At 63.3% G+C, this 22,536-nt stretch carries 18 protein-coding genes; 7 read left to right on the plus strand and 11 right to left on the minus strand.

Annotated elements, in window-relative coordinates; translation table 11 throughout:
* Positions 1-98: 98 nt before the first annotated feature.
* The 3 genes from SMD31_RS03940 to SMD31_RS03950 all read right to left on the minus strand — a co-directional run bounded on the left by SMD31_RS03940 (position 99) and on the right by SMD31_RS03950 (position 4,674).
* Positions 99-683: a tetratricopeptide repeat protein gene (locus SMD31_RS03940; protein ID WP_320499422.1), complete on the minus strand. Its 585-nt coding sequence runs from the start codon at positions 681-683 to the stop codon at positions 99-101.
* The gene (locus tag SMD31_RS03945; protein WP_320499423.1) at positions 680-2,425 is read right to left on the minus strand and encodes a L,D-transpeptidase family protein; all 1,746 of its coding nucleotides are present in this window, start codon (positions 2,423-2,425) and stop codon (positions 680-682) included. Before SMD31_RS03945 ends, SMD31_RS03940 begins: the two co-directional genes overlap by 4 nt.
* A gap of 179 nt (positions 2,426-2,604) precedes the next feature.
* Positions 2,605-4,674: a hydantoinase/oxoprolinase family protein gene (locus tag SMD31_RS03950; RefSeq protein WP_320499424.1), complete on the minus strand. Its 2,070-nt coding sequence runs from the start codon at positions 4,672-4,674 to the stop codon at positions 2,605-2,607.
* 275 nt (positions 4,675-4,949) lie between these two features.
* Between SMD31_RS03950 and SMD31_RS03955 the strand changes: the two genes are divergently transcribed.
* The 5 genes from SMD31_RS03955 to SMD31_RS03975 all read left to right on the plus strand — a co-directional run bounded on the left by SMD31_RS03955 (position 4,950) and on the right by SMD31_RS03975 (position 10,937).
* On the plus strand, positions 4,950-6,320 hold the full coding sequence (locus tag SMD31_RS03955; RefSeq protein WP_320499425.1) for a tetratricopeptide repeat protein: 1,371 nt from the start codon (positions 4,950-4,952) through the stop codon (positions 6,318-6,320).
* Positions 6,321-6,413: 93 nt separating this feature from the next.
* On the plus strand, positions 6,414-7,634 hold the full coding sequence (locus SMD31_RS03960) for a FecR family protein (RefSeq protein WP_320499426.1): 1,221 nt from the start codon (positions 6,414-6,416) through the stop codon (positions 7,632-7,634).
* A gap of 36 nt (positions 7,635-7,670) precedes the next feature.
* Positions 7,671-9,266, plus strand: a complete 1,596-nt coding sequence (ggt, locus tag SMD31_RS03965) for a gamma-glutamyltransferase (protein ID WP_320499427.1) — start codon at positions 7,671-7,673, stop codon at positions 9,264-9,266.
* A gap of 278 nt (positions 9,267-9,544) precedes the next feature.
* Positions 9,545-10,117, plus strand: coding sequence for a DUF882 domain-containing protein (locus SMD31_RS03970; RefSeq protein ID WP_320499428.1), 573 nt, complete (start codon positions 9,545-9,547; stop codon positions 10,115-10,117).
* Positions 10,118-10,199: 82 nt separating this feature from the next.
* Entirely contained in the window at positions 10,200-10,937 is a 738-nt protein-coding gene (locus SMD31_RS03975; RefSeq protein ID WP_320499429.1) for a hypothetical protein, read from the plus strand.
* A gap of 24 nt (positions 10,938-10,961) precedes the next feature.
* On the opposite strand, the gene SMD31_RS03980 is transcribed toward SMD31_RS03975, so the two are convergent.
* Both SMD31_RS03980 and SMD31_RS03985 read right to left on the minus strand, forming a co-directional pair.
* Positions 10,962-11,939 carry a hypothetical protein gene (locus tag SMD31_RS03980; RefSeq protein WP_320499430.1) on the minus strand — a complete coding sequence of 326 codons (978 nt, stop codon included), beginning with the start codon at positions 11,937-11,939 and terminating at the stop codon, positions 10,962-10,964.
* 10 nt (positions 11,940-11,949) lie between these two features.
* On the minus strand, positions 11,950-12,744 hold the full coding sequence (locus tag SMD31_RS03985) for a carbonic anhydrase (protein WP_320499431.1): 795 nt from the start codon (positions 12,742-12,744) through the stop codon (positions 11,950-11,952).
* Between the two features lie 245 nt (positions 12,745-12,989).
* On the opposite strand from SMD31_RS03985, the gene SMD31_RS03990 reads away from it, so the two are divergent.
* Entirely contained in the window at positions 12,990-14,963 is a 1,974-nt protein-coding gene (locus SMD31_RS03990; RefSeq protein WP_320499432.1) for an ATP-binding protein, read from the plus strand.
* Here SMD31_RS03990 and uraD read toward each other — a convergent pair.
* Both uraD and SMD31_RS04000 read right to left on the minus strand, forming a co-directional pair.
* Positions 14,960-15,478, minus strand: coding sequence for a 2-oxo-4-hydroxy-4-carboxy-5-ureidoimidazoline decarboxylase (gene uraD, locus SMD31_RS03995; protein ID WP_320499433.1), 519 nt, complete (start codon positions 15,476-15,478; stop codon positions 14,960-14,962). The two genes, SMD31_RS03990 and uraD, sit on opposite strands and share 4 nt — an antisense overlap.
* Before the next feature lies 1 nt (position 15,479).
* Complete coding sequence (locus SMD31_RS04000) at positions 15,480-16,685, minus strand: urate hydroxylase PuuD (RefSeq protein ID WP_320499434.1); 1,206 nt, start codon at positions 16,683-16,685, stop codon at positions 15,480-15,482.
* Positions 16,686-16,811: 126 nt separating this feature from the next.
* On the opposite strand from SMD31_RS04000, the gene SMD31_RS04005 reads away from it, so the two are divergent.
* Positions 16,812-17,744, plus strand: coding sequence for a LysR family transcriptional regulator (locus tag SMD31_RS04005; RefSeq protein ID WP_320499435.1), 933 nt, complete (start codon positions 16,812-16,814; stop codon positions 17,742-17,744).
* 52 nt (positions 17,745-17,796) lie between these two features.
* Here SMD31_RS04005 and SMD31_RS04010 read toward each other — a convergent pair whose 3' ends face one another.
* The 4 genes from SMD31_RS04010 to SMD31_RS04025 are packed head-to-tail and all read right to left on the minus strand — an operon-like array spanning position 17,797 to position 22,501.
* Positions 17,797-18,870 carry a BMP family ABC transporter substrate-binding protein gene (locus tag SMD31_RS04010; RefSeq protein ID WP_320499436.1) on the minus strand — a complete coding sequence of 358 codons (1,074 nt, stop codon included), beginning with the start codon at positions 18,868-18,870 and terminating at the stop codon, positions 17,797-17,799.
* Positions 18,871-18,916: 46 nt separating this feature from the next.
* Entirely contained in the window at positions 18,917-19,843 is a 927-nt protein-coding gene (locus SMD31_RS04015) for an ABC transporter permease (RefSeq protein WP_320499437.1), read from the minus strand.
* Positions 19,843-20,919, minus strand: coding sequence for an ABC transporter permease (locus SMD31_RS04020; RefSeq protein ID WP_320499438.1), 1,077 nt, complete (start codon positions 20,917-20,919; stop codon positions 19,843-19,845). Before SMD31_RS04020 ends, SMD31_RS04015 begins: the two co-directional genes overlap by 1 nt.
* A complete protein-coding gene (locus tag SMD31_RS04025; RefSeq protein WP_407652078.1) occupies positions 20,909-22,501 on the minus strand; it encodes an ABC transporter ATP-binding protein in 1,593 nt (530 codons plus the stop codon). Before SMD31_RS04025 ends, SMD31_RS04020 begins: the two co-directional genes overlap by 11 nt.
* Positions 22,502-22,536 lie beyond the last annotated feature (35 nt).

Consider the following 22,536-nt stretch of genomic DNA (forward strand, 5'->3'; position numbering starts at 1 on the left):
ATGCACCTGCGCCGGACCAGATTCGATTCCCGCAACACTACCACGCCGCCATGGCGTCCATGATGGCGTGAATGCGAGAGCGATTCACATGGCGCTTGTCAGTTGTTGGTGGGTTGCCAGGCCTGTAGCAGGCCTTGCGCGCGTGCCTGCTCGGCAGGAGTCATTTCCTTGGCGAGGACATTCACCATCTGCTGCCCTTCCGGATCGCCTTGCTTGGCTGCGAGGGCGGCGTAAAGGAAGCTCTGTGCCAGGTCGCGCGGCACGCCGAGGCCGCCATAGAAGCGTTGCGCCATGAAGCGCTGCGACTGACGCACATTCTGATTGGCGGCCTTCAGCAGCCAATAGGATGCCTTCATCTCGTCCTGCGTTACACCCGTTCCCGTGGCATAGAGCGCGCCGATTTGCGCCCGGGCACGCGCATTGCCGCCGCCAGCCGCCTTTTCCAACCAGATCGCGGCCAGGGCCGGATCCTGCGGCACGCCGTGGCCGTCGAGATACATCTGGCCGATAGCAGCCTGGGCCGAGGGCTGGCCGGCTTCGGCGAGGGGCACGAATTCCTTGAGTGCCGTCGCATAGTCGCCCGCCTCATAGGCCTTCAGACCGGCATTGCCGTCGGCCTGCGCCGACGGCGTCGAGAGTGCCAGGACGGCAAGGGCTGCAAGCGTTGCTTGGCGCAGCATCATTTACCCCTGCCCTCGTTCAGGTCCGGGGGGTTCAGTTTGGCCGCCGGCACCAGATTCACCGCCACCATCTGCTGGGTGATGTTGCTGGGCAACTTGGGCAGGTCGTCATAGCTGTAGGCATCCTTGCGGAACTGCATGACGCCATCCTCGTCGACCCAGGCGGTGACATAGGTGATGTGCACCGGCAGCGGGTTCTTCAACTTGACCAGCGTGGTCTTCGCCGTCTTCAGCACCTCGTCGATGCGTGCCGCCGGCCATTCCGGATCGTCCTTGAGGACGAATTTCGCAAGATCCACCGGCTTCTGCGTGCGCACGCAACCCGAGCTGAAAAAGCGATCCTGCTTGTCGAACAGCTTCACCGTCGGGGTGCCGTGGATGAAGACCGAATGGTCATTGGGGAAATCGAACTTCACCGGACCCAGGGCATTCTCCGGTCCCGGGGCCTGGCGCAGGGTATAGGGGAAGTTGCCGGGACCGACCGAATGCCAGTCGATGGCATAGGGGCTGACGGGATTGCCGCTGCGGTCATAGATGGTGAAGCCCTTGGCTTCCAGGAAGCCGGGATTGTTCCGCTCGCGCTTCACCTCATCGATCGCGGCGATCTTGGCAGGCGCGGTCCAGTCCGGATTGAGCTTCACCGTATGGATGACCGATGAGAGGGTCGGCGATTTGCGCTCGAGCTTCCCGAAGATGGCCTTGGTATAGAAGGTCACCTTGCCGTCCTCGATGATCTTCACTTCCTGCGAGGGAATGTTGGCAATGAGGTGGCGGTCTTCGAAGTTTGATCCGTCGGCGCGCATCCGCTCCAGGTTAAGGAGAATCTGGCGGACTCGCTCCTCGGCACTGACATTCAGCTCTTCGATCGTGCGGCCACCGATGACGCCATCGTCATTGAGACCGTGATTACGCTGGAAGAGCTCGATGGCAGCCACCAGTTTCGGGTCATAGACGTCGCCGCTGGCCACATCCGCTGCCGCCAGTTCGCCGGTGACGCTGAGGCGCGCACGAAGAGCGTTCACGGCCGGGTTGGTATTGCCGGGTTCCAGCTTCTTCACCGTTGGAACCTGCGGCCAGCCGCCATGCTCGAGATAGGCAACCTGCTTGGGCAGATAATTGGCGAGCGCCCAGAAGCGGTAATAGGTCGGCAGCTGTTCGTCGAGCAGGTCCTTGATGCCGATATCGCCCTTGGTTTGCGCGGCGCTGATCTGGTTCATCACCAGCGCGCCATGCGCATCCGCATCGCCCAGCACCGTATTGGCATCGACGGCTGTGGCGACGAAGGCTGCCGCAAGCAGCGCCTCGATCCGGCCCTGGCTATCCTGCGAAGCCGGCAGCGGCGCATTGGCGACCGCGGTCAGGATCTCGGACGGCACTTGCAAGCCAGCAGAGGCAGCCACCGGCAGCCGGTCATGGAATTGCTGGCCGAGCGCCGATAGGCCCGTCGGCGTCGTGAAGAGCGCCAGGCCACCATTCTCGGCATAGAAGTTGAGCAGGCCGGACCAATCGACCGTCATACCGTCGAAGAGCGGATCCTTCGCCAGTTCGGTGATCGCAGCATCGAGATTGGGAATATGCAGCAGGGCTGGTGCGACCGTCGCGGTCCCGGCCGGCGCGGATGGCGCTGTCACGGGGGCAGGTGGGTTTTCACCCTTGCGGTCCGCCCAAGCGGGCTGGCCAAGTCCCATCGTCACGGTGAGGGCCAAAAGCGCGGCCGAAGTCGATAATTTGATCCAACGCGTCATAATGCTGTCATCCCACGATACGTCACGCGCCGGGATATCCCGGTCGCTTGTCGTCCCCCGCTATATATGAGCAGGAATGGGCCGTCAGCACCAGCCCCGCGACCTTGTGATGCGGCTCACGCCGCAAAAGTGGCAAGGTCACCGGATGTGACGGATCGCACGATTTGCGCCACCCCGAATCAACCCTGGGCGAGCGCCGGACGGCCGAACGCGGTCACAGAGACCAGCGATTCCATGAAAATCTTCAGCCCGCCGGGCTGTTCGAAGACCTTGTCGGCTCGCTCATGGGAAAGCTCGATATCACTTGCCCCGGCTTTTTTCGCCATCGCAGCTGCTTCCGCTTCCGCCGTGTCGCGTGCAAAGGCGGCAGCGGTCTCGAGATCGGTGAAGTCCTTGAGACCGCCGGGCAGATGGGCCCGGAACACGCCATCAATCGGCTGCGTGATGGTAATGGCGACCTTCTGCATCACACCGCCCGCGACGGCGCCAACAGCATTGGAGACATCGGCATGAGGCGGAATGATGAGCTCGGTACGCAGACGCCGCGCAATCTCGCCGTAATAGGAACCCACCGGCGCACCGATGGCGACCAGCGGAAAATTGAGCTTCAACGCCACGTCGACGAGGGCGCTATCCGCCTGCGACGGCGCCAGCGAACGATCGACAAGATAACGCCCCAGCGTACCCCAATGATGATGATCGATACCCGCCTGCTCGGCGATCGAGGTCTCGAGGATGACGCGACCGGATTGCAGGACCACTTGCTCGACGATTGCCTCGGCCAGCGCCCGGCCGTTCTCAGGCGGGACCCAGCCGGCAAAGGGCGCACGGCGCAGAAACAACTCGGCACCGATCTCGGCTGCCTCGGTGCACCAACTCGACTGGCGTCCGAGGACATGCGCCGCATCCGAGGGCGTCAAGCCACTGATGATGACAAGGCCGCGGTCGACGAGGCGCGCCAGATGCCGCCCGATCGCCGGACTGAAGATGAGATCGGCGAGCGCCACCGGGCCGTCGGCCAGCGCCTCCCAGACCTTCATCTGCCCCTCGCTCAGCCCCTCCGCACCCGTGTCGAGCGGACGTTGGCGCAAGGCGAACTGGCCGCGATAGGCCATCATGTCTTCCGAGGCATATTGCGCGCGCAGCTTGTCCAGCACAGTGGGATAGAGATGCGCCAGCAGGCTCAAGGCGACGACGCGGCGCGGGCCAACGAGGAAGCCGTGGTGCTCGTCGATGCGGACTTCGCTGTCGCCGCCAAGCCCATAGGTATGGACCGCCACCGCCTCGACCATCGTGCGCCAGCCGCCGACGACCGCGCCTTCTTTGTTCAGCACCGGGCGGCCATCGCGCAACATGGCGATATCGGTGGTGGTACCCCCCATATCGGAAACCATGACGCTTTCGGCACCCGACAAATGCCGCGCGCCGACCAGGCTGGCGGCCGGGCCGGACAGAATCGTTTCCACCGGGCAGGTCAGCGCCACCTGCTGGTCGATCAAGGAGCCGTCGCCCTTGACCACCATCAGCGGCGCGCTGATGCCTTTCTCGGTCAGCAGCGTGCCGACAGCGCGAATGAGCTGCTGCAATTGCGGGATGAGGCGGGCATTGAGGGCAACGGTGAGTGCCCGGCGCGGCGCATCGAGCTTCGAGGTCAGTTCATGGCCGCAACTGACCGGCTTGTCGGTCAAGTCGCGGATCATCTGGCGGACGGCGATCTCATGGGCGGGATTGCGCACCGAGAAATAGCCCGAGACGGCAAAGGCCGCGACCTTGGGCGCGTGTTCCAGGATCGCCGCCTTGACGGTCGCGACATCGAGCGGCGCCTGCTCGTCACCTGTCGGCTTGTGCCCGCCCGCCGCGAACACCACGGGATCCGTGCCCAGCGCCTGCTTCAGGCCGGCACGCTCCAGCGACTTCACATCATAGCCGAGAAGAATGAGGCAGATCGGCGCACCATGGCCCTCGACGATGGCATTGGTCGCCAGCGTCGTGGACATTGAGACCAGCGCGATATCGGCCGGACGCACGCCTTCCGGCAGACGCGGCAGCACGGCTTCGATGGCCCCTTTAAGGCCGATCGACAGGTCATGCTTGGTGGTCAAGGATTTGGCCGTCGCCAACACACCGCCGTGGATGTGCGCGGCATCGGCCGCCGTCGATATCCCCGGTCCCGACATGCCCTGGGCCTGATCGAACAAGACGGCGTCGGTATAGGTGCCACCGGTATCGAGGCCAAGCAGAATGGGCACGATCAATCCTCTGGAAAGTTGAGCAGTTTGGTCAGATATAGCCTGGATATGGCTGCAAAGCCGCTTGTCGGTCAAGCCGTCCTGCGGCGCAATCTGGCCAAAATAGGCCGCCTTCGCTCACGGCCAGAGTCTTGTTTGGCTTTGCAAAACCGGTGCGGTGCGGCGACCGAGCGCGTAAAGTGGGCGGATCGGCACTGGACAAGGTGATTCGGTCGGGGGACGAGCCGGCCGGATGGCTCAGGTGTCGAGACACGGCAACAGGGGATGGCTTCATCATGCGCGCTCGCCCGCAGCGACGAGAGAAAACTCGTTCGAACAGACCGGCCGTTATCGGCGCCACGCTCCTTCTCCCCCTTTTCATCCTCAGCGTCGGGCCGGCCTGCGCCGAAACGGCAGACGGGTTGCCGACCACCAGCGACGTGACCTATGACCAGGTCCTGGCCGATCCCGACAATGTCGAGCTTGGCTATCTTTATGCGATCACCCAGATCCGCAAATCGGACCTGCTGGGGGCGTCGGCGACGCTCGACAGACTGATGCTGCTGGCACCCAAGGAACCGAATATCCGGGCATTGCGCGCCATTGTCCTTTACCGCCTGGACAACCTGCGCGAGGCGCAGAAGGAATTCGCCGAGTTGATGAAACTCGACCTCGACCCGGCGCTGCGCCGCGGCATCGCGCGCTACGCCGACGAGCTGGAGCGGCGCGACAAGGTTACGCGCATGTCGGTCTTGACGAGCATCGGCTATCAATACGACACCAACCGCGCAGGCGCCCCCAATTCGGGACAGGTGCGCACCTTTCTCGGCACATTCGACCTGACCAGTGGCAAGAAGGAAGACGACCACAGCATCACCAGCATGGTGCGCTTCAACATCGAACATGACCTGCCGGGCCAGAATCGCAACACGCTGTTCGCGTCGGTGGGGGCCTATGGCGCGGATCAGTTCAAGCTCGACGAATTCGACACGCTGGACATCACGGCCCAGGCCGGCGGCCGTTTCGAATTCGGCGCTGTGTTCCTCACGCCCACTATCACTTACGATCACCTGTTCCTCGACCGCGACAGCTATATCGACAGCATCGGCGCCAGCCTGCGGGCCGACATGCGCATCAACGATCCCGTCAACCTGTGGCTGCGCGGTGACATGAACTGGATCGATTACGACAACACCGACCTCTATCCGACCGGCGACCTGCAATCGGGCGGCGATGTCGGCATTACAGTCGGCGCCGATTTCTACATCGGCACCAATCACCGCCTGACCATCAGCGCCGGCCATCACGGCTTCAACTCCGATTCTGATTGGGAGAGCTATGTCGGCGAGCGCGTCAACATCAACCACACCTGGCTGATCGGCGGCGGCGCCTTCCTGATGACCGACCTGTTCGGGGAATACGACAATTACGACGAGGCCGATCCCATCACGGGCGAGAATGATCGCGACGACTGGATCTATCGCGCCCGCATGACACTGGGCGTGCCGGTCCAGACCCTGTTCGGCGCCGAGGAATGGCCGCAAGCCCTGGAGGGCCTCACCGTCTCCATATACGGCGAGTATTACCGGGCCGATTCAAACATCACGAACTATGAATACGACAATACACGGGGCGGGATGACCATCAGCAAGCGCTGGGAGTTCTGAACATGCCCAGGCTTGCACCCATCGCCTTCGCTCTGCCAGACTGTGAAGTCAGGCAGGACGGCCGCCAAATCTCCGCTTTGAGGAGTTGCTGACATGCGACGCATGCAATGGATGACTGTTCTGGCCCTGGGCCTTGCTGCGGCGATGCCCGCTTATGCCGAGGTCGGAACCCCAGCGGGCATCGCCGGGGCCGTCTCGGGTACCGTCGATCTCATATCGCCCGCCAAGCAGATTGCGACACCCACGGCCGTCAATTCGGGCGACGGCCTGGTCATGGGCGACGGCGTTACCACCGGGGCAGCCTCGCGGCTGCAGATCATGCTGCTGGATGAATCCGCCATCACGTTGGGCCCGGACGCCAATCTCACCATCGACGAATTCGTCTACGACCCCAATAACGCCAACAGCGCCCTCCTCAATGCCAGCATCGCCAAGGGTGTGTTTCGCCTGGTAACGGGTGCCATCGCGCGGCAGAACCCCGAGGGGACTTCGCTGAAATTGCCGAATGCCGTGCTGACCATACGCGGCACGACCGTGATGGGTGCCTGCGCCGCCACCTGCGTGGTGGCCTTGGCGGGTACGGGCGATGGCAACACGGCCGGCAAGAAGCCGAGCACCGTGACATTGAAATCGGCCAAGAATGAAGTCGTGCTGAAGCGCGCCGGCTATTACGTCGAGATTGGCGCCGACGGCACGATCAGCGATCCGCGCGCTCTGACCGACGCCATCGATCAGCGCTTTGCCGGTCTGTTCCTACCGCTGGATGCGCCGGGTGGCCCCACCGGGAACTTCCGTCCCGACGCTGGCGGCGTCATCGGTCAGTCTGGCCAGCCGACACAAGACGGTCGCCCACTTGCGGTCAACCAGCGCGAATTCGAGGACGCCGGCAACATCGGTGGCCTCGACCTGAACGAGACCACCAGCAACCTGCCGCTGGGCGAGGTCAACTATGCCAGCGCACCGATTGCATTTGTCGGCGGCTCGGGCGATGGCGAATATTCCCTCAACGCCACGCTGAGCCTGGCCTCGCGCAGCCTGGACGGCACGCTCACGATCAACCATCAGGACGAGGGTTTCGTCTCGCAATTCGCCTTGCCGTCGCAATCGCTCGACCAAGGCGTGAGCTTCAGCGCCACCGGCGGGGTGCCGGGCGCCCTGCTCAGCAGCGCCTCCAATCCGAATGCCACCTATACGCTCGACTACACGCTCGGGCAGAGCGCCATAGGCACGAACTTCCAATATGATGCCGATGGTCCAGGCGGTACGGCCTTCGGTCCATCGACCGGTTCCGGCGACGCGCCTTTGGTGCAATAACCAAATTCTTCCACCTCATCTTTTTCGGGACACATCATGCGTGATTTTCATAAGGCCGGCCGCTCGCCGATCTACGCCAGCGAGGGCGCGGCAGCGACGTCGCATCCGCTCGCCACGGCCGCGGCAATCGACTGCCTGCGCGCCGGCGGCAACGCCATCGACGCAGCGGTCACCGCCTCGGCCGTGCTGGCCGTCGTCGAGCCGGCCATGACCGGCATCGGCGGCGATTGCTTCGTCCTGATGTCAAAGGGTGGCAGCGACGACATCATCGCCTATAACGGCAATGGTGCGGCACCCTTGAAGGCGGATGTCGGCTATTTCCAGGAACGCGGTATCGGCGAGATCGCCGCTGATTCCATTCATGCGGTCACGGTGCCTGGCGCCATCGAGGCCTGGTGCCGCCTGGTGCAGGATCACGGAAAATTCGGCATCGACAAGCTGCTCCAGCCGGCGATTTATTATGCCGAGAACGGCTTTCCGGTGGCCCCGCGCGTCGCCTATGACTGGGCGCAGGAAGAAGAGAAACTGTCCCGCGATGCAGCCGCTGCCGGCAGCTATCTGGTGGCTGGCAAGGCACCCAAGATCGGCGACCGCGTGAAGCTGCCGCTGCTCGCCAAGACCCTGCGCGAGATCGCCGCCAAAGGCGCCGCAGGCTTCTATCAAGGCTGGGTCGCGGAAGACATGGCCAGCGCCATGGCGGCCCAAGGTGGCCTGCATGCGCCTGAGGATTTCGCGCGCCACAAGGGCGATTACGTCACGCCGATCTCGACCGCGTATAAGGGTGTGAAGCTGTGGGAATGCCCGCCGCCGGGCCAGGGCCTCACGGCCCTCCTCATGCTCAACATCCTGTCGGCCTACGGCCCGGAGAAGGCCGGCAGCGACCCCCTCGGCGTCGATCGCTTCCATTTGCAGCTTGAAGCCGCAAAGCTTGCCTACCGCGAGCGCAACGCCCATATCGCCGACCCGGCCTTTGCCAAAGTACCGGTGGGGGGGCTGCTGTCGGGCGCGCATGCCAAAGCACTGGCCGGCCTCATCAAACAGGACAAGGCGATCGACCTCGGCGCCATCGGTCAGTTCCCAAAGCATCCCGACACCACCTATCTCACGGTCGTCGACAAGGATCGCAACGCGGTGAGCTTCATCAACTCGGTCTATTACGGCTTCGGCAGCGGGCGCATGGCGCCGAAATCCGGCGTCCTGATGCAGAACCGTGGCGCCTGCTTCGTGGTCGATCCCCAGCACCCCAATTGCATCGGTCCAGGCAAGCGCTCTATGCACACCATCATCCCGGCGATGGTCACCAAAGACGGCAAGGCCGTGATGCCCTATGGCGTCATGGGCGGCGATTACCAGCCGGTCGGCCAGGTTCATGCGCTCACCAACATGCTGGAATACGGCATGGATTCGCAGGCAGCCCTCGACGCCCCCCGGGCGTTTTATGACGAGGGGACGTTGTGGGTTGAATCCGGCATTCCGGCCGCCACGGTTGCGGGCCTCGCCGCCCGCGGCCACAAGGTTCAGCCCATCGCCGACCCACTGGGCGGCGGTCAGGCCATCTGGATCGACTGGCAGAAAGGCGTGCTGGTAGCCGGGTCGGATCCCCGCAAAGACGGTTGCGCCCTCGGTTATTGACCCCTCCCCGCCCTTGGATTCTTGATTGAATCCAAGGGGATGGCGCGATTTCGTGAATTTTACTTTGCATTTGCAGCAAGGCTGTGTCAGCTTTGCTGCATACCGGTGTCCAAAACCGGGCGGCGTTTGGGGATAATTGTCATTTCATGAGGTTGATGCCTGGTTGGGCCAGGCAAAGTGGCGTTGAATTCGTGGGGACGATTCACGCCGGTCTTACCTAGCAACGCGATCAAAGTGGCCTCCGGAGGCAATCCGGGCGCCTAGGGAGATTGGATAGAATGTCATCACGTAACCAACCGGCCGCAGATCTTGGCCGTCGCGCCTTCCTCAGCCTCGGTGCCGGTCTTGTCGGTACGTGCGCCCTTACATTCCTGCCCCGCGCCGTCATGGCGAAGACGACCGCTGTCGACAGCCGTACCCTCGGCTTCTTCAACACCCATACGAACGAAATCCTGAAAGCCACCTATTGGCAGAACGGCGCCTATGACCGGGCGGCGGTCCAGGACATCAATTACATCCTGCGTGACTACCGCAATGGCGAAGTCTTCGGCATGGATGTGAAGCTGTTTGACTTGCTGACCGCCCTCCACCGGCGCACCGACAGCAAGAAGCCGTTCGAGATCATTTCCGGCTACCGCAGCCCATTGACCAATGCAAAGCTCGCCGCCGCCAGCAATGGCGTTGCCAAGAAGAGCATGCACATGGAAGGCAAGGCGATCGATATCCGCCTTCGCGACGTCCAACTCGCCGATCTCCGCCTCGATGCCATGGCGATGAAGGCGGGCGGCGTCGGCTTCTATCCCAAATCGGACTTCGTCCACGTCGATACCGGCCGCGTCCGTCACTGGTAACGCGGCGTTAGGCTTTTTCCTCGACACTCAAAGGCCCGCGGCCGATCATGGCAGCGGGCCTTTTTGATGTCTGGAGCATGCCATGAGCGACGATCTCGACGATCTGCGGGCACGTGTCGCCGCCGCACGCGACCGTTTGGCAAGCGACGTTGATTTTGCGCAAAAAGTTGAACTGCGCCTCAATGATCTGGCGCGCATCGTCGAAGGTTCACTGGCCCGGCAGTCGGCCGAACTCGACGGGGCCAAGGCCCGGATCACCGATCTCGAGGATGATCTGGGGCGGGCGCTGGCGCGGGCCGAGCAGGCGCTCGGCGAAGCCTCGCGGGCCGAGCGGCTCGCCAAAGAAAACGGCGAGTTGAAGACCATGGTGATGGCGCTCCTCGACGTGATCGAGGGGCGGCAGAAATCATCCCTCACCAGCGTCATGCAGAAGCTGGAAGAGAATGTCAGCGCCCTGGTGGCCGCGCCGGAAGCAGCAGTGGCACCGTCTGAACCGGAAACAGCTGCCGTGGAAGCTGAGCCTGAGCCTGAGCCTGAGCCTGAGCCTGAGCCTGAGCCTGAGCCTGAGCCTGAGCCGGAACCCGAACCGGGACCGGGACCCGAACCCGAACCCGAATTGGCTGCCGCAGGAGAACCGGAAACCCAGCAAGACGCGGCCGGTCCAGCGTCGGAAGAAATCGAGTTTGAGCCGATCGATGAAATGACGGCAGACCAACCTGCCACCGGTGAAGCCCCGCCAGAGACGGCGCCGCTGGAGGATCTCAGCGAAATTGCGCTTTACGACGCAGCCGCCGAAGTGGTCGAGCCGGGGCGTACCTGATCAACGAAGATCAGCGGCCGCCGATCAAGGATTGAGCGCGCAATAGACCTTCTTTGCCTTGAGGGCGGCGCAGATCTTGGCGATCTCAGCCGGTTCGGCGCCAGTCGCATAAAGGCGGATCATCTCGCCTTTACCCGGCACGTCGACATTGACATAAAGCGGCGACAACGGGTCCAGCTCATCATATTCGCCGAGCAGAATCTTCCAGCCGCGCTTGGCAGCACTTTGCCCCTTATAACTGGCAAGATGCATCGCCGTGCCGGCTGCCGGCAGATTGCCATGCGCCGCTTTGGCACCGGTCTTTGCCGCCGGCTCGGCAGTCGATGCCTCGACTGGGCCTTCGGTCATCGGCGTCGGCGCTGTTTTTGCGGCCTCAGCCTTCTTGGTTTCATGGGCCTTGGGCGCCAGTTCGACCGGTGCCGCATGTGCAACCGGCGTCGCAGCCTCCGGCTCTTCGTGAACCGGTGCCGTCATGGCGGCAGCCGTTTGCGTCTCGGCCGCTTCATTGGTGCGCCGATGCTGCAACGCCGCCGCCTGTTCGAGGAGATAGAGCCCTTCCGGGCGTTGCTGCAGCAGGGCCGGGCCATCACCGGTCCGGTCCGGCAGGCGCAGATAGGTGGCAAAGGCGCGCCCGTCGCAGGTGACTGACAACCGGTCCCACGGGGCATCGCCGCCGAGCTTGGCGCCCGTTGATTCCGCGGCAACAGTGTCCATTGCAAAGGTCGGGCTGATGCAGCGCTGGCCGTTGACGTCGCTGACCTCGGCATCGCCAATCACCAGCGCGCTGCCAAGATGCGGGTCGGCGACACTGGCTGCACGCGCCGCCGACGGGAACACGCCGCTCACATACCAAGTCCCGGCAAAACGCGCATCGAGCGCCGGTACCGCGGCGGTATCACCGTCCGCGGGGATGGCCGGGCTTGCCGGCGCATCGGCACGCTTTGCCGTGGCACATCCGGCAAGCGCCAACAGGGAAACAGTGATCACAAGCAGGCGACGCATCGGCCGGTCCTCAGAAGAGGTCCAGCGCGATGCCGCGCTGGAAACCTTGTTGCAGCGGTCGCGCATTCATCGGGAACATCCGAGCAAAGCTCTCGATCTGCCCGACCGCCGCCTCGATCGGCTCCCGAAAGACCAGCCAGCTGACGATCTCGCTGCAAGGCGGCGTCGTCAAAGATCCGGCATAGCGATAGGTAGCAGCCGAGGTCGGCAGAAACCGCGTCATGTCGATGGCTCGCGGAATGGCCGCTTTACCCTTGCTGGCCGGGGCCTGCGCCAGGACGCGGCCCAGCGCGTCATTCTCGCGCCCCGGTCGGAAGAGAATGCCGGTCACAGCCAGGTCGCCGGCCTCGCTCTTGTGGACCATATGCACTTCGAGCGGCCAGCGCCCGCCGCCGACGGCATGCTCGCTGGGATGGTGAAAATGAAACTGCAGGAAGGCGTATTTCTTGCCCCCCAGCGTGAGCGCGCTGTCGGTATGGTCAGCGGGTGCAACTTGCAAGGTGTGACCGTTGTTCTCGACGACCGCCTCGAATGGCTGCCAGGCAACGCTGAGGTCCGGCGCATTGTCCAACCCGGCGCCGGCAAGGTCGATCGGCGATTGCCGCTGACCGCTGCTGCAGGCGCCGAATTCCGGCGAGAGCTGGCCCCAATGCGCTGGCCCTTCGGGACCTTCATAGGTCCAATGCGGGGCGTTCTCGGCACGGGCGGCACTGGACCAGGGCAGCCCCAGACCGGAAGCCGCCGCAAGCGATCCTACGGCCATGGTCCCAAGCAGGCTACGGCGGCTGACGGAACGTTCTGACATCGGCAAATCCCCTGTTTCGGTGACTTTATCGAAGCGTGTCGATTCGCCCCAAGACCGGAATGGCCGATGGAATCACACCTGCCAGCAACCTTTGCGGGCGCCCACCCTGGATTGCGCGCCGGAAACATGGAAAATGCTGCGCATAGGGCGGCTTTAGGTCAAAATACATACTCTGTTAACCGCGTTCGGCTCATTCTCCGACCATGAACAAACGCTGGCGAGGATTCGGACTCAAGACCAGGGTGGTGCTGGCTTTGGCCGTCGTCATCCTGGCGATTCAGGCTGCCTATGTGGCCCTGGAAAACCAGCGCTTCGTGGACCGGCAATCGGCGGCGTTGCAGGACAGCGCCGACAATCTCGCCTTGCTCTATTCGGGCGCCGTCGCCAACGCGGTCTGGGAATATGATCGCGAAGCGGCACGCGACCAGTTGCAGGCCATGCGCGTCGTCGGCGGCTTTGCCAGGGCGGTGATCCAGGAATCGAGCGGCCTTGAATTCGTCTCCGTCGACGCCGCCACGGAAAATGACAGCCCGGTTGCCGTCGACGCAGGCGGCACCGTACTGGGACGCGCCGACATTCTTGTCGAGGGTCGCGCGGTCGGGAATATCAGCGTGACCCTGTCCAAAGCGCCGCTCGAAATTGCGCGCGCCGCCTACCTGCGCTCTATGCTGGTGACGAACGGGGCTCTCGCCGGCGTGTTGCTGGGCCTCACCCTGCTGGCGCTCCATCTGGTCAGCCGGCCGCTTGATCGGATGACGGCGCTGATGCAGCGATTTTCGGCGGGCAATCTCAATTCCCTGGTGCCCTATACCGACCGCACGGACGAAATCGGCCGCATGGCCCGTGCGCTCGAGGTCTTCCGCGGCAACGCGATCGAGCGCCGGCTGGCCGAAGAAGCCTTGACCCGGCGCAGCGAGGAACTCGCGATCCTCAACCAGGATCTGCGCAAGGCGCGGGACGTCGCCGACACGGCCAACCGCGTCAAATCCGAATTCCTGGCCTCGATGAGCCATGAGATCCGCACGCCCATGAACGGCGTCATCGGCATGATCCACATGCTGAAGAACACGCCGCTCAGCGAGGACCAGCAGGAACAGCTGATGACACTGGAAAGCTCGGCCCGCGGCCTGCTCTCCATCCTCAACGACATCCTCGACATCTCGAAGATCGAAGCTGGGCGCCTCGACCTCAATCTGGCCCCGTTCTCGGTGGCGGAGATGATCGAGGATCTGGTCGCCTTGTGGCGGCCATCGGCCATTTCCAAGCGCCTTGATCTTACCTATGAAATCGCACCGCATGTGCCCAAGGCGATGTATGGCGATTCCGCTCGCATCGCCCAGGTGCTGGCCAATTTCCTCGGCAATGCCGTGAAGTTCACCCATAAGGGGGCCATTGTCGTCAAGGTCGATGCAACGCCCCAGGGCGATATGAGCTGGGAATTGGATGTCAGCGTCGCCGATACCGGCATCGGCATCGAGAAGGACGTCCAGGCGCGGCTGTTTCAGAAATTCACCCAGGCCGATGCCTCGATGACGCGGCGCTATGGTGGGACCGGGCTCGGCCTCGCCATCTGCCGCGAACTGATGCAACTCATGGGCGGCGCGGTCGGCGTCGATTCACAGATTGGCCGCGGGTCCAATTTCTGGATGCGTCTGAAATTGAAGGAAGCGCATACGATTCCCGAGGCCGCAAGCCATCTGCGCAGCAAGGACCAGGCATTGCTAGACAACCCCGGCACGCGCAAGCTGCGCCTGCTGGTGGCCGAGGATAATCTCATCAACCAGAAAGTCATCCGCGCGATGCTGGAGGCGGTCGGCCACACGACCGATCTCGCCAGCGACGGCATCGAAGCGGTGGCTGCGGTCCAGCGCGGCGATTTCGACGCCGTGCTGATGGATGTGCAGATGCCGAACATGGACGGCATCATGGCGACGCGCGAAATTCGCAATTTGGGCGGCGATTTCAAGACGCTGCCTATCATTGCGCTGACGGCCAATGCCATGGCCGGCGATCGCGAACGCTATCTCAACGCCGGCATGTCGGCCTATGTCTCGAAGCCGATCGATTCCAAATTGCTGTCTTTGGCGCTGCGGCAAACCTGCGGCAAGGATGTCGCCATCCTGCACAGCGGCATGGCGCCGGCCGCAAAGCCAGAGCCGATTATATCACCCTCGGCAGAACAGGAAGCAGCGCTCTCGGCCCTGCTCTCCAAGCTCTAGCGACAGAGATCGCCCAGACGCAGATAGGCGATGCGGTGGACCTGATCGAGCGCTGTGCGAAATTCGACGGCAGGGTCATGGGCGACCCGCGTTTCGAACGCTGCCAAAATCTCCGCGCGCGTCTTGCCTTTGACCGCCAGGATGAACGGAAAGCCGAATCGCCGCGTATAAAGCGTGTTGAGTTGCTGAAAGCGAGCGAACTCGGCCGCTGAACATCGATCGAGGCCGGCACTCGCCTGCTCGCCGCGCGACTCAGACGTCAGCTCGCCCGCCATCGCGAGTTTCCCGGCCAAGTCGGGATGCGCGCGCAGCAGCGCCAGTTGCCGTGTCGCACCCCCATCCTCGACAACCTCACGCATGGCCGCGGCAAGACCGTCCAGCGTCTCGTGGGCAGCGGCAAGACCGCGATCGTAAAGCGCTTCCGCAATCCAGGGCGAATGCTCGTATACCCGCCCGAAGGTCGCGACAAAGGCATCGCGCGTCAGCGACGTCGGCACCGGTTCCAGGGCAGCCATGTTACTGCCCCCCGCCGTGATCGGCGGCACCGGTGATCCACGCCCCCAGCAACGCCCGTTCTTCATCGGTCATGCCGGTCTTGTTTCTGAGCGGCATCATCTTGGTGGCGACGGCAACGCGTTCGATCATCGGCGCATAGCGGCGAATCTCTGCGGCACTGTCGAAGGCGATGCCCTTGGGCGGCGCCTTGAAGAACGCGTCGGTCGGCGTGGTCGAATGGCAGGCAAGACATCGCTGCTGGATGATGGCGGCGGCTTCGGTCAGATCGACACGGCGCGCGACCGCCACGCCGGACTGGCCCTGCAACGCCGGCAGAACCGCCAGGCAAAGGCCCAGTCCAGCGGCAACAACGAGCAGATGGTCGACTTTGCGCGATGGCGTCCCCGCATTCCTGGCATTGGCATAGGCGCGCAGCAGCCCGCTCAGGATGACGGCACCCATGACGAAGAGCCAGCGATAGGGGCTTTCATACATGATCGGATAGTGGTTGCTGATCATCATCAGGACGACCGGCAAGGTGAGGTAGTTGTTGTGGAGCGAACGCTGCTTGGCCTGCTTGCCGAGCGCCGGGTCCGGCGCCTCGCCAGCCAGCAGCGCCTTCACGACTTTCCTCTGATTGGGAATGATGATCATGAAGACGTTGGCCGCCATGATCGTGCCGATGAAGGCCCCGACATGGAGATAGGCGGCGCGCCCGCTGAAGGCCTGCGTCGCGACATAGGCCGCCAGCGCCACCAGCAGGAAAACGCCGCAGGCCAAGGCCCCCGTATGGCGGCCGATGGGTGAGCGGCAAAGCAGATCGTAGATGACCCAGCCCCCGGCCAGCAGGGCAAGGCTCACCAGGATCGCTTGCGACCCCGTCAACGAACTCACCGACGGGTCGATGAGATTCTGCTCGGCACCGTAATAATAAATGAGCGCCAGCAGGAGGAAGCCCGACAGCCAGGTGAAATAGGCTTCGTATTTGAACCAGTGCAGTTCCGCCGGCATCGTGCCGGGCGCCACCAGGAACTTCTCGACCGCATAGAAGCCGCCGCCGTGGACCAGCCAACTTTCACCGGCGATGCCGGGCTTTGGCGTCTGGTAATGGCGCAGGCTGGCGTCCAGCCAGATGAAGAAGAACGAGGTGCCGATCCACATGATGCCGGTCATCACATGGACCCAGCGTATGGCAAGGCTCAGCCACTCGGCCAAGATCGGGTCCATGCGGCGCTCCGTTCGTCCGGTCGGGAACGGGCAGGATATCAAAGCAGCCGCCCTTGCCAGCGCTGCAATCATGGATAATGATCTTCAAGAAACCGGATAAAATGGCGCCAAAGGCCAAGGAGGCCCATGCCGCATACCGAGGACCTTTCCATCTTCGCCCGCGTGGTCGAATTGGGCAGCCTGTCTGCCGCAGGGCGCGATCTGCGCCTGTCGCCGGCCGTCGTCTCCAACCGCATCGCCCGGCTGGAGGGCGACCTCAATGCCCGCCTCCTCAACCGCACCACCCGCCGGGTGAACCCGACCGAGGAGGGTGCCGCCTTCTATCAGCACTGCCTCTCCATCCTCAACGAGCTGGAACAGGTCGAAAATCTGCTCTCGCAACGCACGGACGAGCCGCGCGGGCCGATCAAGGTGTCCTTGCCGGTGGCCTTCGGGCGGCAATATGTGGCGCCGCATATCGGCGCTTTCCTCGCCCGTTACCCACAGATGCAGGTACGACTACAGCTGACCGACCGATTTTCCGACCTCATCCAGGAGCGGATCGATCTGGCGATCCGCATCGGGCCGCTGGAGGATTCGACGGCGATCGTGCGCAACCTCGCGACCGACCGGCGCGTGATCGTCGGTTCTCCACGCTATCTGAAGGTCCGCGGCGTGCCGAAGACGCCTGAGGATTTGCTTGAGCACAACTGCCTGCTGCTGCGCTTTCCCGGCTCCAAGCAATATCGCTGGACGCTCCAGGCCCCGGATGGGCCGCAGACCCTGCGCGTCGCCGGCAACATGGACAGCGACAACAGCGAAGTCCTGCTCGACTGGTGCCTCGCCGGTCACGGCCTCGCGCTGAAATCGATCTGGGAGATCATCGACCATCTCAACGATGGCAGCCTGCAGATTGTGCTGCGCGACTTTCCGCCGGTCTCCGATGCGATCCATGCCCTCTATCCGCACGGTACGCATGTGCCGGCGCGCGTGCGGGCCTTCATCGACTTTCTGGTCGAGACTTTCGGGCCAAAACCGGTCTGGGAGCGCAAGCTTAAGGCCAAGATCCTCGACAAATGAAAGGCCCGGCGCGCTTGGCGGCGCGCCGGGCCTTCAAAACGAGAACTCTGGCTTACTTCGGCAGATCGCCTTCGACGCCTTCGGCCAGCCAGTTCATGCCGGCGATATCGCCGTCATTGAGAGTTTGGCCGGCCGCCACCTTGGCGCTGCCGTCCTGGGCGTTGATCGGGCCTTTGAAGATGACGATCTTGCCGTCGCGAATGCCCTGCTCGGTCTCGATCGCCGCCTTGCGGACATTGTCCGGCATGTTGGCATAGTTCGCCATCTTGAGCATGCCGCTCTTCAGGCCGCCCCAGGTGTCGCCGGTCTTCCAGGTGCCGTCCATCGCCGCCTTGGTGCGGTCGATATAGTAATTGTCCCACTGGTCGATCGAAGAGGTGAGCTGCGCGTTGGGTGCGAACTTGATCATGTCGGAGGCCTGGCCGAAGCCTTTCAACCCGCGCTCGGCCGCGACCTGCAGCGGCGCCGGTGAATCGGTGTGCTGGGCGACGATGTCGGCTCCCTGGTCGAGCAGCGCCTTCGCGGCGTCGGCTTCCTTGCCCGGGTCGTACCACGAGTTGATGAAGACCTGCTTGATCTTGGCATTGGGGTTGATCGAGCGCATGCCCAGGATGAAGGCGTTCATGCCCATGATGACTTCGGGGATCGGGATCGAGCCGATATAGCCGACGACACCGGCCTTCGACATCATGCCGGCGATGATGCCCTGGATGTAGCGGCCCTCATAGAAGCGGATGTTATAGGTCGCCATGTTGTCGGCGCGCTTGTAGCCAGTCGCATGCTCGAAATAGACATCCGGATAATCGCGGGCGACCTTCAGCGTCGCGTCCATGAAGCCGAACGAGGTGGTGAAGATGATTTTGTGGCCATCATCGGCAAGGCTGCGGATGACGCGCTCTGCATCGGCGCCTTCGGGGACCTTCTCGACATAGGTCGACTTGACTCCCAGCGCCTTTTCGGCCGCAAGTCGCCCTTGATCGTGCTGGTAGGAATAGCCGAAATCGCCAATCGGACCGACATAGACATAGCCGGCCTTGAACTCGTCCGCCGCAGCGGTCCTGCCCAGCAACGGCAAAGTGCCGGCAGCCGCGCCGGCTTTAAGAAAAGTTCTACGTTTGATCAGCATGACGAAAGCCTCCTTTTGTTTTGGCAAAGCGGAAAGTCGCAGCACCTCAACCCGTCACATGAAATGACCGGCCGAGACAGGCCGGTGCATTGAGACGGATCTTGGAGCGGTCGGTGGAAATGACGACAAGAACGGCGATGGTCGCAAGATATGGCAGCATGGAAACGAATTGTGCCGGGATGCCGAAACCCATGGTCTGGACATGGAACTGCAGAATGGTGATGCCGCCAAAGAGGTAGGCGCCGAGCAGCAAACGCAGCGGCCGCCATGTGGCAAAGACAACCAGCGCCAATGCGATCCAGCCGCGCCCGGCCGTCATGTCCTCGGCCCACATCGGCGTATAGGAGAGCGAAAGATAAGCCCCGCCCAGCCCGCTCATGGCGCCACCGAACAGCGCCGCACCGTAGCGGATGGCGATCACCGGATAGCCGATGGCATGGGCGGCGTCATGCGAGTCACCGACCGCGCGCAGCACAAGGCCGGCATGGGTGTGAAACAGGAACCAGATCGTCCCGCCCAGAGCGAGGAAGGAGAAGTAGACCAAGCCGTCCTGGCCGAACAAGATGCGCCCGACGATCGGCAGATCGGTGAGAAGCGGGATGTAGAGCGACGGCAGCTTCTCGACCGGCTGGCCGACGAAACTCGCCCCCATCATCGCGGCGAGACCGATGCCGAAGATGGTCAGCGCCAGGCCCGTCGCCACCTGGTTGGCGAGCAAGGTCAATGTCAGCACCGAGAAGATCAGCGCCATCAGGGCACCGCCCAGGGCAGCTGCAACAACGCCCAGAAGCGCGCTGCCGGTGGTGAGCGTCACCGCAAAGCCGACGACCGCGCCGACCAGCATCATGCCCTCGACGCCAAGATTGAGGACGCCGGATTTCTCCGTGACCAGTTCACCGGTCGCCGCCAGCAAGAGCGGCGTCGCCGCTGAGATGACAGAAAGAACGACCGAGACGAAGACGGCGTTATCCATTATCCGGCCCTCCGCTTCGACGGCACCACGCGCAAGCGATAGCGGATGAGAAGGTCGCAGCCCAAGAGATAGAACAGCAGGATGCCCTGGTTGATCTTGGTGACCGCCGCTGGCAAGCCCAAGGCGATCTGCGCCTTTTCACCACCCAGATAGGAGAGCGCCAGCACGAGCCCACCGAACAGCACGCCAACCGGATGCAGGCGCCCGAGGAACGCCACGATGATCGCGGTAAAGCCGTAGCCTGTCGGCAATGCCGGGGTGAGCTGGCCGATCGGCCCAGCCACCTCGAACATGCCGGCAAGGCCCGACAACCCGCCACCCACCAGCAGCGACAGCCAGGTGAGCGACTTGGTCGAGAAACCGGCATAGGCGGCGGCACGCGGCGCCTGGCCCGCGACCTTGAGTTTGAAACCGAGCAGCGATTTCGAGAGCAGGAACCAGCCCAGCGCCACAATGATGAGAGCCGCCACAACGCCGACATGAATGCGGGTGCCCGGCACGAGGTGCGGCGAACTGGCGGCTGCCGTCAGCAGCCTTGTCTGCGGAAAGCCATAACCTTCCGGATCCTTCCACGGGCCAACCACCAGATAAAGCAGCACGAGATTGGCGACATATGTCAGCATCAGGCTGGTGAGAATCTCGCTGGCATTGAACTGCGTCTTCAGGAAGGCCGGAATGGCGCCCCAGAACATGCCGCCCAAAATGCCGGCCGGGATCATCAGCATCCAGACGGGGAAGGTTTCGACGTCATAGAAATAGAGGGCGACACCGGTGGCGAAGATGGCACCCATGACGTATTGCCCTTCGGCACCGATGTTCCAGACATTGGCGCGAAAACCCAGCGACAGGCCGACCGCGATCATGATGATCGGCGCGCCCTTGACGAAAAGCTCGGAAATGCCGCGCTTGGCCGTCAATGGGTCGATCCACATGACGCGCAGCGATTCCAGCGGATCCTTGCCGAGCACGGCGAAGATCACCAGCGTGGTCAGGAGCGTGAGGGCGATGGCAAGGATCGGCGAGCCATAGGCCCACCATCTGGAACGTTCGCCGCGCGGGACCACTTCAAGCCGCATCGACTGCCTCCGCGCCAGCCGCCATCGGAATGCCGCCCATCAGCCGGCCGATTTCCTCCACCGTGGCACTCGCTACCGGCATGGCGGGGGACAGGCGCCCACCGGCAATGACCGCGATGCGGTCGGCAATCGTCATGATCTCGTCGAGGTCCTGCGAGATGATCACGATCGCTGCACCCTGCGCCGCCAGATCGAGCAGCGCCTGATGAATGGCCGAAGCAGCGCCGGCATCGACCCCCCAGGTCGGCTGCGCCACTACCAGCAGGGCCGGCTTTTGCAGGATCTCGCGACCGACGATGAATTTCTGCAGATTGCCGCCGGACAGCGAACGTGCCTCCGCCTTCGGCCCGGTGGTGCGCACGTCGAACCCCTTGATGACCTCGCCGGCAAAACTTGTCGTGCGGCTGTCATCGATGACGCCGATCTGCACCAGGCCGCGCCGGCGGTAGCCGGACAGCAGGGCGTTTTCGGCCAGCGTCATGTCACGCACCGCGCCGTGGCCGTTGCGTTCTTCCGGCACGAAGCAGCCGCCACTGGCGCGCCGCCCGTCGGGGCCGAGTTTCCCCACCGCCACGCCGTCGAGCGAGATCACATCTGGCGCTGGCGCCAGGGTCTCGCCCGAGAGGGCCGCCATCAACTCGTTCTGCCCGTTGCCGGCAATGCCGCCGATCCCCAGGATCTCGCCGGCCTTGACCGCAAAGCTGATGCCTTTGAGGTCGGTGCCGAATTGCTGATCCGATTTCACCGACAGATCGCGCACCTCGAGGCGCGTCGCCGCCCCTTCATCCGCCTGGCGGCCATGGATGGGCGCCTTCAGCGACATGCCGATCATGAGTTCGGCAAGGTGCTTGGCGCTCTCCTGTCGCGGGTCGCATTCAGCCACCACTTTGCCGAGGCGCATGATCGTGGCCTTCTCGCACAAGGCCCGGATCTCGTCGAGCTTGTGGCTGATATAGAGAATGGCGCAGCCTTCGCTGGCGAGGCGGCGCAACGTCGCAAAAAGCTTCTCGACCTCCTGCGGCGTCAGCACCGAGGTCGGCTCGTCCATGATCAGCAGCTTGGGCTTCTGCAGCAGGCAGCGGACGATTTCGATGCGCTGGCGCTCGCCGACCGAAAGGTCGTGCACGGCGCGGTTGGGATCGAGCGGCAGGCCATAAGCCTCCGAGACCTCGACAATGCGCGTGGTCAGGTCTTTGCGCAGTTTCTTGTCGTTGATGCCGAGCGCAATGTTTTCGGCAACCGTCAAAGCCTCGAACAGCGAGAAATGCTGGAACACCATGCCGATGCCCAGATCGCGGGCCACCGATGGGCTGCCGATGACCGTCGGTGTACCTTGCCAGACGATCTCGCCGGCGTCGGGTTGCTGGACGCCATAGATGATCTTGACCAGGGTCGATTTGCCGGCACCGTTCTCGCCCAGCAGGGCATGAATCTCCCCCGGCCGGATGGCGAGATCGACATGGTCATTGGCAAGACAGCCGGGGAATTGCTTGACGATGCCGGAAAGGGACAGCAGGGACTGACGCGCCAAAGGCTCTGCGCCCGGCGCCCCACCCGCTCCTGTCTGCCCGACCAAAACCATCCCCGATCCTCCGCCCGATTCGCCGATTTTACCAT

This window comes from Dongia rigui (genome assembly GCF_034044635.1).
In the GTDB taxonomy this organism is placed as follows: domain Bacteria; phylum Pseudomonadota; class Alphaproteobacteria; order Dongiales; family Dongiaceae; genus Dongia; species Dongia rigui.

What these genes read in the sequence shown, in the direction of transcription:
- SMD31_RS04015 (WP_320499437.1), bottom strand. Translation starts at nt 19,843, where the DNA reads ATGGATAACGCCGTCTTCGTCTCGGTCGTTCTTTCTGTCATCTCAGCG.
- SMD31_RS03940 (WP_320499422.1), bottom strand. Translation starts at nt 683, where the DNA reads ATGATGCTGCGCCAAGCAACGCTTGCAGCCCTTGCCGTCCTGGCACTC.
- SMD31_RS04005 (WP_320499435.1), top strand. Translation starts at nt 16,812, where the DNA reads ATGCCGCATACCGAGGACCTTTCCATCTTCGCCCGCGTGGTCGAATTG.
- SMD31_RS03945 (WP_320499423.1), bottom strand. Translation starts at nt 2,425, where the DNA reads ATGACGCGTTGGATCAAATTATCGACTTCGGCCGCGCTTTTGGCCCTC.
- SMD31_RS03955 (WP_320499425.1), top strand. Translation starts at nt 4,950, where the DNA reads ATGCGCGCTCGCCCGCAGCGACGAGAGAAAACTCGTTCGAACAGACCG.
- SMD31_RS03975 (WP_320499429.1), top strand. Translation starts at nt 10,200, where the DNA reads ATGAGCGACGATCTCGACGATCTGCGGGCACGTGTCGCCGCCGCACGC.
- SMD31_RS03960 (WP_320499426.1), top strand. Translation starts at nt 6,414, where the DNA reads ATGCGACGCATGCAATGGATGACTGTTCTGGCCCTGGGCCTTGCTGCG.
- SMD31_RS04010 (WP_320499436.1), bottom strand. Translation starts at nt 18,870, where the DNA reads ATGCTGATCAAACGTAGAACTTTTCTTAAAGCCGGCGCGGCTGCCGGC.
- SMD31_RS04025 (WP_407652078.1), bottom strand. Translation starts at nt 22,501, where the DNA reads ATGGTTTTGGTCGGGCAGACAGGAGCGGGTGGGGCGCCGGGCGCAGAG.
- SMD31_RS03970 (WP_320499428.1), top strand. Translation starts at nt 9,545, where the DNA reads ATGTCATCACGTAACCAACCGGCCGCAGATCTTGGCCGTCGCGCCTTC.
- SMD31_RS03980 (WP_320499430.1), bottom strand. Translation starts at nt 11,939, where the DNA reads ATGCGTCGCCTGCTTGTGATCACTGTTTCCCTGTTGGCGCTTGCCGGA.
- SMD31_RS04000 (WP_320499434.1), bottom strand. Translation starts at nt 16,685, where the DNA reads ATGGACCCGATCTTGGCCGAGTGGCTGAGCCTTGCCATACGCTGGGTC.
- SMD31_RS03985 (WP_320499431.1), bottom strand. Translation starts at nt 12,744, where the DNA reads ATGTCAGAACGTTCCGTCAGCCGCCGTAGCCTGCTTGGGACCATGGCC.
- uraD (WP_320499433.1), bottom strand. Translation starts at nt 15,478, where the DNA reads ATGGCTGCCCTGGAACCGGTGCCGACGTCGCTGACGCGCGATGCCTTT.
- ggt (WP_320499427.1), top strand. Translation starts at nt 7,671, where the DNA reads ATGCGTGATTTTCATAAGGCCGGCCGCTCGCCGATCTACGCCAGCGAG.
- SMD31_RS04020 (WP_320499438.1), bottom strand. Translation starts at nt 20,919, where the DNA reads ATGCGGCTTGAAGTGGTCCCGCGCGGCGAACGTTCCAGATGGTGGGCC.